The 13,017-nt window shown below is 65.9% G+C and carries 9 protein-coding genes and 1 tRNA gene; 9 read left to right on the forward strand and 1 reads right to left on the reverse strand.

The features are described from left to right. The first annotated feature begins 260 nt into the window (after positions 1–260). Positions 261–3,101, forward strand: coding sequence for an EAL domain-containing protein (locus MKK58_RS19240; protein WP_243913866.1), 2,841 nt, complete (start codon positions 261–263; stop codon positions 3,099–3,101). A gap of 51 nt (positions 3,102–3,152) precedes the next feature. On the opposite strand, the gene MKK58_RS19245 is transcribed toward MKK58_RS19240, so the two are convergent. Then, positions 3,153–3,455: a hypothetical protein gene (locus MKK58_RS19245; RefSeq protein WP_243913868.1), complete on the reverse strand. Its 303-nt coding sequence runs from the start codon at positions 3,453–3,455 to the stop codon at positions 3,153–3,155. 207 nt (positions 3,456–3,662) lie between these two features. Here MKK58_RS19245 and htpG point away from each other — a divergent pair, with 207 nt between their 5' ends. The 8 genes from htpG (at position 3,663) to MKK58_RS19285 (ending at position 12,019) form a co-directional block, all read left to right on the forward strand. Next, positions 3,663–5,516 carry a molecular chaperone HtpG gene (gene htpG, locus MKK58_RS19250; RefSeq protein ID WP_243913871.1) on the forward strand — a complete coding sequence of 618 codons (1,854 nt, stop codon included), beginning with the start codon at positions 3,663–3,665 and terminating at the stop codon, positions 5,514–5,516. A gap of 135 nt (positions 5,517–5,651) precedes the next feature. Beyond that, positions 5,652–5,951: a hypothetical protein gene (locus MKK58_RS19255; protein WP_238280265.1), complete on the forward strand. Its 300-nt coding sequence runs from the start codon at positions 5,652–5,654 to the stop codon at positions 5,949–5,951. A gap of 191 nt (positions 5,952–6,142) precedes the next feature. After that, positions 6,143–7,768, forward strand: coding sequence for a DEAD/DEAH box helicase (locus MKK58_RS19260; RefSeq protein WP_243913873.1), 1,626 nt, complete (start codon positions 6,143–6,145; stop codon positions 7,766–7,768). 65 nt (positions 7,769–7,833) lie between these two features. Next, positions 7,834–7,909 (forward strand) — tRNA-Thr (locus MKK58_RS19265). A gap of 737 nt (positions 7,910–8,646) precedes the next feature. Next, the gene (locus MKK58_RS19270) at positions 8,647–9,186 is read left to right on the forward strand and encodes a hypothetical protein (protein ID WP_243913875.1); all 540 of its coding nucleotides are present in this window, start codon (positions 8,647–8,649) and stop codon (positions 9,184–9,186) included. Positions 9,187–9,208: 22 nt separating this feature from the next. Next, positions 9,209–9,622 carry a hypothetical protein gene (locus MKK58_RS19275; protein ID WP_243913877.1) on the forward strand — a complete coding sequence of 138 codons (414 nt, stop codon included), beginning with the start codon at positions 9,209–9,211 and terminating at the stop codon, positions 9,620–9,622. Between the two features lie 108 nt (positions 9,623–9,730). After that, complete coding sequence (gene rmf, locus MKK58_RS19280) at positions 9,731–9,907, forward strand: ribosome modulation factor (protein ID WP_243913879.1); 177 nt, start codon at positions 9,731–9,733, stop codon at positions 9,905–9,907. 660 nt (positions 9,908–10,567) lie between these two features. Then, positions 10,568–12,019 carry a calcium-binding protein gene (locus MKK58_RS19285; RefSeq protein ID WP_243913880.1) on the forward strand — a complete coding sequence of 484 codons (1,452 nt, stop codon included), beginning with the start codon at positions 10,568–10,570 and terminating at the stop codon, positions 12,017–12,019. The last annotated feature ends 998 nt before the right edge of the window (positions 12,020–13,017 follow it).

The raw sequence follows: 13,017 nt of genomic DNA on the forward strand, positions 1-13,017 counted from the left end.
AGGTCCGTTCGTAGAAACATGGCGAGGCGCGGATCACGCCGGTGAAGTCCCGAAATCCCGCTGCGACCGGCGTATTCGAAACCCTGCAACGTCACTGTCCCACATGTGCGTGAAGCGTACGTTAAGGCAGCGGGCGCCGGCGCGACACCTCAAGATCACCTTAACGTCTGTCCGGCATACTGACCGTCATCGTTGGACGGACGGATTTGATGACACCTCCCGAAGCACCGATGACGACCGGCGGACGGCGTCGCCGGAGCATGCTGGACAGGCTCGGCGCGATGCTCGGTACGATCCGCGGCCGGATCGTGATCGCCTTCCTGGTGATGAGCGCGATCACGGGTGCGCTCGGACTGTCGGCGGCGTCGAGCATCCGGCGGGCGGACGAGCTCGTAAGCCAGACCTTCGACCGCTCGCTGATGTCCATCAACTACGCACGGGCTGCCGCCACCGATTTCGCCGGAATGCGGGCCGTGGAGGCACGACGCTGGCTGATGAGCGATCCGGCGGCGCGAACGGCCCTCGAAGAACGGGTCGTCAGCCTCCAGCGGTCGCTGGCGGAGGATCTCGCGATCGCCGTCGAGCGCGCCCAGTCCGACCGGGCCACCGAAGCCGCGCGGGCCGCCGAGCAGGCCGTGGCGGCCTGGACCGCCGCCCGCTCCAAGCTCGCGGGCCAGGGCCGGACCGAGGATGCCTACGCGGATCTCGACCGCTACGCCGCGATCGCGGAGGAGAACTTCGACCTCTTCATCAACCACACCGCCGGCGACGGCTTCATCTACCGCCAGCAGGCGCGGGCCATCGTGGCGCGCGAGACCCAGATCAACCTCTTCGGCACCCTGATCGCCGTGCTCCTTTCCGGAACCGTGGCGTTCGGCCTCGCGCGCCGCATCATGCGGCCCCTTGCCGAGGCCTCGCGGGCGGCCTCGCGCATCGCGGCCGGCGATCTCAGCGGAACCATGCCGACCGGGAGCGCCGACGAGATCGGCACGCTCCTGGTCGCCATGGGCGTCATGCGCGACAACATCCGGCAGGCGATGGAGCAGGAAGTCGCCCAGCGCATCTCGGCCGAGGACCAGCTCGCGGACGCCCTGGAGACCTCCCGCGAGGGCATCGTGGTCGTCGACGAGGCCGGCCGCATCACCCTCACCAACAGCCAGGCCGACGACTATCTCGGGTTCGCGGCCGGCACCCTCCCGGCCGGCAGCGCCATCGCGAGTCTCGTGGCGCGCTCGGCCGCGGGCGCCGGATGCCTCGCCCGGGCGCTCCTCGACGCCCGGGAGGAGCGCAGTGAGTTGCGCCTCGGCGACGGACGCTGGCTCCGGATCAGCCGGAACGCCACCCGCAGCGGCGGCTTCATCGCGGTCTGCAGCGACATCACCCTGCTCAAGCAGCAGGAGGCCACCCTTCAGTCGACCAACCTGCGCCTCGACACGGCCCTCGACAACATGTCCCAGGGCCTGTGCCTGTTCGACGCCGCCGGCCGGCTCACCGTGGTCAATCGGCGCTACTGTGAGATCTTCGGCCTCGCCCCCGCGCAATTGCCCCTCGGCCTGCCCTATCGCGCGGTGGCGGCCATCAGCAGCGCCGGCACCGCCTACGCGCATGACGAACCGGACGCCTTCGCCCTCGCCCTGGCCGAGACGGCCCCGGGCCGGCCCAGCGATTCCGACTTCCTCCACCTCAGCGACGGCCGCGTGGTGGCGGTCTCGCACAAGGCCGTGCGCGGCGGCGGCCTCGTGGCCACCTTCGAGGACGTCACCGAGCGCCGGGAGGCGGATGCCCGCATCGCCTTCATGGCCCGTCACGACGTCCTCACCGGCCTGCCGAACCGGGCGATGTTCGGCGAGCGCATCGAGGAGGCGGTGGCGCATCTGGGCCGCGGGAGCCCCTTCGCGGTGCTGTGCCTCGACCTCGACCGGTTCAAGGAGGTCAACGACACCCTCGGCCATCCCGTGGGCGACGCCCTCCTGCGCGCGGTGGCCGACCGGCTCCGGGCCTGCGTGCGCGAGGTCGACACCGTCGCGCGCCTCGGCGGCGACGAGTTCGCCATCATCCTGGCCGGGGCCGAGCAGCCGCAGGACGCCGCCGTGCTCGCGCGCCGCATCATCGACGTCGTCAGCGCGCCCTACGACCTCGACGGACACCGCGCCAGCGTCGGGGTCAGCATCGGCATCTGCTTTGCCCCCGGCGACGGCACCACCTGCGAGAAGCTCCTCAAGAACGCCGACGTAGCTCTCTACCGCGCCAAGGCGGACGGGCGCGGCACCAAGCGCTTCTTCGAGGTGGAGATGGACGTCAGTCTGCGGGCGCGCCGGGCCCTCGAACTCGACCTGCGCGAGGCGCTGGTGCGCGACGAGTTCGAACTGCACTATCAGCCGATCTACGATTTCCGCAGTCGGCGCATCGGCGGCTTCGAGGCCCTGGTCCGCTGGCGCCACCCCGTGCGCGGCCTCGTGCCGCCGGGGGCATTCATCGCGGTGGCCGAGGAGATCGGCCTCATCGTCCCCCTCGGCGCCTGGTGCCTCACCACGGCCTGCACGGAGGCGATGCGCTGGCCGGACGGCATCAAGGTCGCGGTGAACGTCTCGGCGGTGCAGTTCCGCGACGAGATCATCGTCGAGTCCGTGCGCACGGCCCTGGCCAAGAGCCGCCTGCCGCCGGGCCGCCTGGAACTGGAGATCACCGAATCGGTGCTCCTGAAGGACAACCTCGCCACGCTGGCGACCCTCTACGCCCTGCGCCGCCTCGGGGTGCGGATCGCCATGGACGATTTCGGCACGGGCTATTCCAGCCTGAGCTACCTGCGCAGCTTCCCCTTCGACAAGATCAAGATCGATCAGTCCTTCGTGCGCGACATCACGAGCAAGACGGATTCCGGACTGATCGTGCGCGCCGTGATCGGCCTCGGGCTCAGCCTCGGAATGCGCACCACCGGCGAAGGCATCGAGACCCAGGAGCAGTTCGACCGCCTGCGCTGCGAGGGCTGCGACGAAGGCCAGGGCTACTTCTTCGCCAAGCCCGGGCCGGCGCGCGACGTGCCCCAGATGATCGAGCGCTGGTCGTCCGTCCCCGCGGGACCGTCCCGCGCCGTGGCGTGAGCCGGCGCGGGACTACCCCGCGCCGGGCGCGTCCTCAATCCACGACCTTGCTCAATCCACGACCTTGAGATCGTTCACGTTCACGTCGCCGTTCTGGCTGGTGAAGCTCGGTGCCCGGCCGTTCGACTGGGAGACGCCGCTGATGCGGTGGTCCCCGCTGTCGTAGGTCGTCAGCTTGCCGTTGGTCTCGACTAGGAGCCGCTGCTTGTCGGGGAAGAACGCGTAGCGCATGTCGTTCTGGCCGCCGCTGGTCGAGGGCTGGCCGAGCTCCTGCGGCCACCAGGGCTCCGAGCCCTTCATCGGCTTCATGGGCTCCATCGGCTTCATCGGTTCCATGGGCTTCATCGGTTCCATCGCGCTCGGTCCTCCGGCGGGGTGTCTTGAGCCAACGCTACGCTCGAGGCGCCGCAAGGTTTCCCAAAAAAATCACGCGCCGGTCGTCGTCGCGCGGCGGGACGGGTGATCCGCGACCGGCCAACCTTGACCGGCATTGAATTCTCCAGGGGGCGGAGGCATATCGCGCCCGACAGCCAACCCCTTTCGACATCCGGAGGCGATCCCTTGAGCGACACCGTGGAGCGGCACGAATTCGGTGCCGAAGTCGGGCGCCTGTTGGACCTCGTGGTCCACGCCCTCTATTCGGACCGCGAGATCTTCCTGCGCGAGCTGGTGGCCAATGCCGCCGACGCCATGGACCGGCGCCGCTTCGAGGCGCTGACCGATCAGGCCTCCGCGCTGCCCCCCGACGCCAAGGTCCGCATCGTCCCCGACAAGGCGGCCCGGACCTTGACCCTTTCGGATGCCGGCATCGGCATGACCAAGGCGGAGCTGGCTCAGAACCTCGGCACGATCGCCCGCTCCGGCACCCGCGCCTTCAGCCAGGCCCTCGGCGACGCCAAGAATGCCGCGGACATCAAGCCCGAGGACAGGCCGAGCCTGATCGGCCAGTTCGGCGTCGGCTTCTACTCGGCCTTCATGGTCGCCGACCGGGTCACCGTCACCTCGCGCCGCGCCGGCTCGGAGGAGGCCTGGACCTGGGCCTCCGAGGGCCAGGGCAGCTACACCCTGGAGCCCGCCACCCGGGCTGAGCCCGGCACCGACATCGTGCTGCACCTCAAGGCGGATGCCGACGAGTACCTGGAGAGCTACCGGCTCGACCACGTCGTGCGCAAATGGGCCGACCACATCACGGTGCCGATCGCGATTCAGGGCGAGGACGGCAAGGAGGAGAACGCCAACCAGGGCACGGCCCTGTGGCGCAAGGCGAAGTCCGAGGTCACGCCGGAGCAGTACACCGCGTTCTACCGCCACGTCGGCATGAACTTCGACGAGCCCTGGGCGACCCTGCACTGGCGGGCCGAGGGCGCGCTGGAATTCTCGGCGCTCCTGTTCGTGCCCGGCATGAAGCCGTTCCAGGCCGTGGAGGGCGAGCGCGCCAGCAAGGTGCGCCTGCACGTGCGGCGCATGTTCATCACCGACGAGGCGGAACTCCTCCCCTCCTGGCTGCGCTTCGTCCAGGGCGTGGTCGACACCGAGGACCTGCCCCTCAACGTCTCCCGCGAGATGCTGCAGGCGACCCCGGTGCTCACGAAGATCCGCCGCGCCGTCACCGGCCGCGTGCTGACCGAGCTGACCAACCGCGCCAAGGATGCCGAGGGCTACCGCCCGTTCTGGGAGAATTTCGGCCCCGTCCTCAAAGAGGGCATCTACGAGGACCACGAGCGCCGGGCCGAGATCGCCCCCCTGCTGCGCTTCCATTCCTCGGCCGTCGACGGCTGGACCTCCCTGCCCGACTACGTCTCCCGGATGAAGGATGGCCAGGAGGCGATCTACTATCTCGTCGCCGACGACGCCGACGCCCTGAAGCGCTCGCCCCAGCTCGAGGGCTTCCGCGCCCGCGGTGTCGAGGTGCTGCTGCTCTCCGACCACGTCGATGCCTTCTGGCCCGAGGCGCTCGCCCGCTTCGACGACAAGCCGCTGCGCTCGGTCACCCAAGGGGCGGTCGATCTCTCGAAGTTCGCCGGTGAAGCGCCCGAGGGCGAGGAATCGCCGGCCTCCGTCGAGGCGCTGGTCACCGCCCTCAAGGCGGCACTCGGCCCCGATGTCTCCGACGTGCGCGCCACCGACCGCCTGGTGGAGAGCGCCGTGGTGCTCTCGGCGTCCGGTCACGGCCCCGACCTGCAGATGCAGCGGCTCCTGCGTCGGGCGGGACGCGGCGGCGGCGGCATGCCGGTCCTGGAGATCAACCCCCGCCACCCGCTCGTCCGCTCCCTGGCTGCCAAGGTCGAGGCCCAGGGCGACATCACGGAGGCCGCCGGCACGCTTCTGGACCTCGCCCGGGTGCAGGATGGCGACACGCCGCGCGATCCGGTCGCCTTCGCGCAGAAGGTGGCGGCGGCCCTCGCCACGGCCTGAACCCGGTCTTTTTCGTGCCTCCGATCCGGCGACGTGCCACGTCGCCGGATTTATTCTTCCACTTTTGCCCGCTAGATGACGGAACGACTGCCCGGGTTTCGGGTTGGGCTCCAGAAGAATTGATCTGGAGGAAGCATGACCATTCGTAATCTTGCCGTCGCCACCGCCGCCCTGATGCTGACCGCGACCACCGCCTTCGCCGCCCCCTGCGCGACGGGCACGACCAGCAACATGAAGGACAAGTCCGCCTCCATGGACAAGTCCTCCACTGTCGATGGTGGATCGAGCGCCAAGGTCACGCCCGGTGCCAAGGCCGAGTCGCCCGGCACCGTCGGTGCGATGAACAATGTCGGCGCGAACACGCAGCCGGCCCCGGGTGAGAAGAAGCCCGCCGAGGGTCAGGTCGTGAAGGGTGACAGCGCCGACAATTGCTGATCCCGGTCCGAGGGCGGTCGGGCGCCAGGTGCTCAGCCGGCCCCTGACCCATCCGTGATCCGAGACATTCTTGGAAGCCCCGCGCGCCGAACAGGCGGGCGGGGCTTCTTTCGTTTTCCAAGGTCCGAACGGGGCATGCGCGGCAGAATGGACACGGACAGTCGCGTCCCCCGGCGCTAGAAGCCGCGCGGATGGATCTTCGCCCCTATCAACGCGCCTGCCTCGATGCACTCCATGCCGCCTGGGCGCGGGGCGAGGGGGCCGGTCTCATCGTGCTGCCGACCGGGGCTGGCAAGTCCCTGGTCATCGCGGCGCTGGTGCGCGAGACCCTCGCGGCGAACCCAATGCACCGTATCCTCGTCGTCACCCATACCCGTGAACTGATCGCTCAAAACCATGGCGAACTCCTGAACCTCTGGCCGGGCGCGCCGGCCGGCCTCTACTCGGCCGGGCTCGGGCGCCGAGACGAGGGGGCGCAGGTGCTGTTCTGCGGCATCCAGTCGGTCTGGAATCGCGTACCCGAGATCGGGCCGTTCGACCTCGTCGTGGTGGACGAGGCCCACCTGATCCCCCGCGACGCCGAGACCCGCTACGGCCGCTTCCTCGCCGCCCTCAAGGCCGCCCGCACGGATCTGCGCGTGGTCGGCCTGACCGCCACCCCCTATCGGCTGGACAGCGGCCGCCTCGACGAGGGTCCGGGGCGCCTGTTCGACGCCATCGTGTACGAGGCCAATGTCGGTGACCTGATCCACCAGGGTTACCTCGCGCCGCTCATCTCCAAGGCCACCGCCACGGCCCTCGACGTCACGGGCGTGCCCCGGCGCGGCGGAGATTACATCCCGAGCGCCCTGGAAGCCGCCGTCAACCAGGACTGGATCACGCGCGCGGCCGTGGAGGAGATGGTGGGCTACGGGCAGGGCCGGCGCGCCTGGCTCGCCTTCTGCGCCGGGCTCGCCCACGCCACCGCCGTGCGCGACGCGATCCGGGCCGAGGGCCATGCCTGCGAGACCCTCTCGGGCGAGACCCCGAAGCGGGCGCGCGACCGCATCGTCCGCGATTTTCGCGAGGGCCGGATCCGATGCCTGACCTCGGTGGGGGTCCTGGCCACCGGATTCAACGTGCCCCAGGTCGACCTCGTCGCGCTGCTGCGACCGACCCAGAGCACCGGCCTCTACGTGCAGCAGGTCGGCCGGGCCCTGCGCCGCGCCCCCGGCAAGTCGGACGCGCTCATCCTCGACTATGCCGGCCTCGTGCGGATGCACGGCCCCGTGGACATCGTCACCGCCCGGAGTGCTGCGGCGATCCGGGGCCGCGAGGGCGAGGTGCGGGCCAAGCCCTGCCCCGGCTGCGGCGCCCTCATCGCCCTCAACGCCAGCACCTGCGAGGCCTGCTGGGTCGAGCCGGATAGCGAACCCGAGGGGCCGGGCCACGAGGCGGCGGCGGACGATGCGCATCCCATCCTCTCCGCGACGGTCGCGGACTGGCAGCCCGTCGTCGGCTGGAGTTTCACCGCGCACGCGCGTCCCGCCCTCCCCGACGCCCTGGCGGTGGTGTTCCATCTCCCCGAGCGTCGCAGCCACGGGATCGTCCTCGACCTCGAACAGGCCGGCTACCCGCGCGAGAAGGCCGTGCAGTGGTGGCGCCGGCACGGCGGCGGACGCGATGCCCCGATGCGCGTCGCGGAGGCCATCGCCGGGCGCCACGCACTGACCCGCCCGGAGGCGATCCAGGTTCGCGCCAGCGGGCGCCTCACCGAGACGATCCATTACCGCTTCGGGGACGGCCGCACCTTCACCGATTCCCGACGCATCGCGTGACGGGCCGAGGTCGATGCGGACAGGCTTGCGCCGGATCGACGGCTTTGATAGCGCATCACGAACGCGCCGGTTTAGCTCAGCTGGTAGAGCAACCGCCTTGTAAGCGGTAGGTCGCGAGTTCAAGTCCCGCAACCGGCACCAGAAAATAGCCCGCTAAGTCAAAGACTTAGCGGGCTTTTTGGTGCTCGCAGTGGAGCGATATGTGTTGCGATGTGCTGCAACACGATCCGTGGTTTTACAATGGGTTACGACCTGACGTAGGTTGGTCCGTGCAACACGTATGAAACACGTGGGGCGTCAAATATGGAGCAGGCAAGCACGCCGCCCTCAGATTGAGGAGGCACGAATGCGCGCAAATCCGAAGGCTTTTCGAGCCTGGGAAGCTGCTGAAGACGAATTGCTCATACGGAATTACAAGCCCGACGCGCCGCTTAGAGTGATTGTTCCGGGCAGAACTGCCAATGCTATCCGCAAGCGCGCAGGTCGATTAAGGCTCGATACTGGCTATCGGTTCTGGACCACACCTGAGGTCAGCTTGCTTCGGAGGATGAGGTCTGACCACACTTACGCAGAAATAACAGCGGCACTGCATGGTCGGACGCAGTGTGCCGTTGAGAATCAGTGCAGGCGAATGAATCTTTACCGAGCGCGGTGTCCACCTGAAAATACTGGAGATCAAATTCTTGATAGTATTCGTAATCGCGCGTATCTTTTGCGATACACGATGAGCGAGCTAGATATTTTGGCTAAATGTGAGCCATATTTTAGGAAAGATTGCTTGCATCGTGGCCGTAATTATTCAGCTCTTATGAAGGCAATGATTTCACTGGGCGGCGAAATCAGCTGGGTTGATTAAGTGCGCCCGAGATCCGCAATTTATGAATGAGGAGAGCAAGCCTCGCGGACAGCGAGAACTCTCGGCGCCAGACGCTGACGGAAACTCGACCGAAGAGCCGGATGACGATGAAGGGATCTCGGTGAGACATTGCAGCCTTCTCGAACCTCCAAGCCCAAGCCACTCTGATCTCAAGTATCTCCATATGCGTCATGCTCTGTTCGTAATGCCCCTGCTTCTTGTGTCTGCAGCGGCTTATGCGGAGCCTGCATCGACCCTGGACGGCATGTGGAAGCTTCTCGGCGCCTGTGCGCAAGCGGTCGGCGGACCGGCTGCATCAGTTGGATCTGAGGTCACTGTGCTGTTCAGCATCAAGCGCGACGGCAGCTTGCAGGGACAGCCCAGAATCACCCACTCCATACTTCTAGGCGACGACGCCGCTCAGAAGGAGTTCCTCGCCGGAGTGCTCGGAGCGGTTGCGCGCTGCTTTCCACTGTCGATCTCGGATGGCCTCGGTGGTGCTGTTGCCGGCCGCCCGCTTCGGATCCGGGTGATGAACCGGCCGAAGCAGCAGGGGGTTTAGCTCGTCATCTTACGGGATCGCCATGGCCAAACTCGTCTTCACACGGCTGCAGGATCACCCGCGCGAGACGTACTTCGCAACAAGTGGCTCGCTGATCGTTGGCCGGATTGATTGCATCTCTGCTGGTCCTGACGTCGACCAACAGTGGATGTGGGGCCTGCAGTTGGACATCGGTGCGATGCCTTTCCGCCGCGGAGCGACCGTCGGATCGCGCAACGAGGCTTCGGCCGCGCTAGAGGGTGCCTGGAGCGACTGGAAGATTTGGGCAGGCTTACAAGATCGCGACGTGACAGAGCCGGAAGTCGCACCTGCCGTAGAGTCAGGCCAGTCTCTGCCGAAGATGCCGCTGGGTGCGGCCCCTTCAAATGCCGCTGGAGGCCTGGGCGTCGTGCCTACTCCAGAGCAAGGCCTGCCCACGTTAGGCTCTGGCGAATAGCTGATCGCTATCCTCACCTTCGAAGGGTCGATCTCACCTCCTATGCCGCGGGATCATGTTCCACATCAGAGCAGTTGATGGGGGACACTGGAACACGGAGTCACCGTCATGGCCCAGACTCGTCATTCACATCCCGATCCGATCGAGGAAGGCGCACAGGCCCGGATCCACGGCCGCCCGAAGGACGCTTGCCCTTACCCCAGCGACAGTGAGGAGCGCGCCTCCTGGATGGAGGGCTACGACGGCACGCCCCGAGATGACGCGTCCGATCTGGCTCAAGGCTAAGGGACATCGCATGCGCAGTTGGATGGCACTGATCATTCTGGGTTCGCTCGGGGTAGCTCTCCAGACCGAGGGTGCTTCGGCGAGAGGTATAGGTGCAAGCCCGCCTGCCGGTCTCGCGCCAGCCACAGCGCCGGGCGGGACGCAGGGCATCGCTGGGGCCAGAAACACCGCTGAGGCGATCCAGAGTGGACAAGCCTACGCCGTTCAGCCGGGCGGCGGAGGTATTCGGGTCTACAGGACCATGCCGGGTGCCTATAGCGCGGGGCCGCGATCCCATCGTAGCGTCAGTCCAAGTTCGCGCCGGGCGCCCTATTGAAACCGACGGATTGAGTGAACGACGCTTCTTGCAACCGGCGAGAGGTTAGATGGGCGCGGCTCAGGGCCAGCGCATGTCGAAGCGCCCGGCGTCGAGTCATTCTGAGAACGGCGGTAGGGCTGTCATGCGGCTGCGGAAGCGGCACGATGCAGGCAGTGAGTCCTGATGTTTGGGCTGGTTCAGGGCATGCCTCATCATTCCTGCGCACGTACTTCGTACCCGCTCATAGGTTGAATATTTCAACTCAAAGGGGATTTTACGAGGAAAATTAACGAGATTGTAGAACTGTGCCCTCGAAGCTGCCGCTGACTATAACGTCAGACTGTACGCCTAGGAGCCGAGCCATGTCCGCAGTCGCGATCAATGCCGATGCAGGATTTAGTACCCAGAATTTTTGGGTAAACAACTTGTCCCAGGCTACAAGCGAACGTTTCACGGGCCTGATCGGTTCTCAGGGCTCGCCTCTGCTCGGACAGCAGAGCTTTACCTACTCGAGTTTTGAATTCAATCAGGGTGGATTGACCTATCGTTACAGCGGCAATTGGACTGTCAATTATAATAATGGCCTACTAATTGGAACCGCAAGCGCCGGGGGGACCTACAACCAAGTCGAGGTTTTTAGCGGATCGCAGCTCGTAGCACGTTCAACAGAACTGCCGCTCACGGTAGATTTCGGGACCTTCCAGGGCATCGGCTTGCTGAACATCGTCGGCAACGTCGTAGGGGGCGTCTTGGAACTCCTCTTCGGGGCGAGTGCCAACCCAGCTGCCGCCTTTGCAAACCTTAATTTCGACGCTACGCCAAACTTGCCGGATCTCGCTTTCGCGGATGGGCTAACAGCGTTCGGGGGCAACGGCCCGGACACGCTCCAGGGCACGGGCGCGGTAGACATCCTCAGCGGTGGAGCAGGCAACGACCTCCTACGCGGCGGCGCAGGCAACGACTACCTCGACGGCGGCGACGGCAGCAACACGGTGTTCGGCGATGCTGGAGCCGACAGCCTGTTCGGCGGGGCGGGCATCGACACGTTGATCGGTGGCACGGGGAACGACATTCTGCTGGGCGGCGCCGGCAACGATACTTTGAGTGGCGAGGACGGCGACGATCGTATCAACGCAGGTCTGGGCGATGACCTTGTCTTTGGCGGGGCAGGTAACGATGAGATCGGCGGAGGGGACGGCAACGACACCCTCCTCGGGTTCGAGGGTCGTGACGTCCTATACGGCGAGGCCGGCAACGACCTCATGAACGGCGGCGCGGATGCCGATGTCCTGATTGCCGGCGCGGGCAACGACACTGCGTACGGCGAGACCGGGGACGACATCCTCAGCGGCGAGGCTGGCGACGACGCCCTGTTCGGCAACGAGGGCAGCGATACCCTCTATGGCGGCCTTGGCAACGATCAACTGAGCGGCGGCAGTGAGGCCGACATCCTCCTGGGCGACGCAGGTAACGACATCCTGGCGGGCGGCCTCGGCAACGATGTCCTGGCGGGCGGAGCGGATTCGGACACCCTATACGGTGAAGCGGGAAACGACATCTTCGATGGTGGGACCGGCAACGATTTCCTGTTTGGCGGACAGGGGGCGGATCAATTCAACTTCGGGACAAATTCTGGAACCGACGTCGTCTTCGATTTCAGTGTCGCAGATGGCGATCGTCTTGCCCTGTTCGGACAGAGCTACGTCATGCAGCAAGATGAATACGGCAATGCTGCCCTAGCCTTATCTGGTGGCGGGCTTGTGGTCCTTGCAGGTATCACCCCAGACCACGTCGACGGGCTGTTTTTCGTCTAGGCCATTCCAGTCTCAACGCTCATCCTCGTGACCCGCTCGGCCTCGGCCGAAGCGGGTTTTTCGCACCTGTTGCTGAACTGTTGCTGCAATTCGTCCTGTAGCAGTGTCAACTCAAGCGCGTTGAGGCCCACGCCCGATCAATCGTTGGGTCTCACCCAAAGCCCGCCCAGCACACTGCTGCGGCGGGCTTTTGCGTGCAAAGCTCGAGCAGCCTCGGACAGGTACGACAGGTCATTGTTGACTGGCTCCCGGCCGGCGTTGCCCCGCCAAGCCGTGACCCACACTTTCACCCGCCCGGAGAAATCCGAGGCGGGTTTTTGTTGAGCCATCCTTCTCAGCGATCTTCGATCAACGCTTCGACCGCTTGGATTTTGATCTCAAAATCAGCGATGCGTTGGAGATCGCCTCTATTCGGGGGTGGATGACCGCGCTCCGCTTCCAGCACCAGCGTGTGCTGGAAGCCTTCAGGCGTTCGATGAGCGCTTCGAAGTCCGACATGCTATGAGAAGCAGTCCGTCGTCAGAAGCGTTCCCGGATCGCGCCGCTTGTCCTTAACACGCACGGGCGCGGCTACGACTTACGCTCCTGTCTGCAGCCGCGCTTAAAGCCTCCTCGCTCTCAAGGATGACAGCCATGCACCTCAGACAAAGCCAGGCCTTGCCGCGCACTGAGGCTCAGCTGGCGAGGGAGGGCGAGAAGGGGCGCATCGCTCAAATGGCTTGGGCGGATCTCTCTGATGCCAACCAAGCGCAGGACGAGAAGATTGAGCGTCTGAAGGCCCTTCGAATGGCTAGGCAGGCCGATCGGTAAGAGCGAACAGGCTCCGACACACAGGGTTCGAACGCGGACTTGTCATTCAAACCCCGGCCTTGCTTCGGCTGCCCTTAAGGCGCGCCAATCAGCCTCCGCGGATGAAACGCCTAACGCACGGCAGCCTATCGCGGATGCTCACGGCATTTGCCTACTGCACAAGCACGGCTTGATCGCAGCGGACCCCG

The organism is Methylobacterium sp. J-078 (assembly GCF_022829285.1).
Lineage (GTDB): Bacteria > Pseudomonadota > Alphaproteobacteria > Rhizobiales > Beijerinckiaceae > Methylobacterium.

Excerpts from the sequence above, each read along its gene's own strand:
- MKK58_RS19240 (WP_243913866.1), top strand. The coding sequence starts at position 261 with ATGCTGGACAGGCTCGGCGCGATGCTCGGTACGATCCGCGGCCGGATC.
- MKK58_RS19245 (WP_243913868.1), bottom strand. The coding sequence starts at position 3,455 with ATGGAACCGATGAAGCCCATGGAACCGATGAAGCCGATGGAGCCCATG.
- MKK58_RS19255 (WP_238280265.1), top strand. The coding sequence starts at position 5,652 with ATGACCATTCGTAATCTTGCCGTCGCCACCGCCGCCCTGATGCTGACC.
- MKK58_RS19260 (WP_243913873.1), top strand. The coding sequence starts at position 6,143 with ATGGATCTTCGCCCCTATCAACGCGCCTGCCTCGATGCACTCCATGCC.
- MKK58_RS19270 (WP_243913875.1), top strand. The coding sequence starts at position 8,647 with ATGAATGAGGAGAGCAAGCCTCGCGGACAGCGAGAACTCTCGGCGCCA.
- MKK58_RS19275 (WP_243913877.1), top strand. The coding sequence starts at position 9,209 with ATGGCCAAACTCGTCTTCACACGGCTGCAGGATCACCCGCGCGAGACG.
- rmf (WP_243913879.1), top strand. The coding sequence starts at position 9,731 with ATGGCCCAGACTCGTCATTCACATCCCGATCCGATCGAGGAAGGCGCA.
- MKK58_RS19285 (WP_243913880.1), top strand. The coding sequence starts at position 10,568 with ATGTCCGCAGTCGCGATCAATGCCGATGCAGGATTTAGTACCCAGAAT.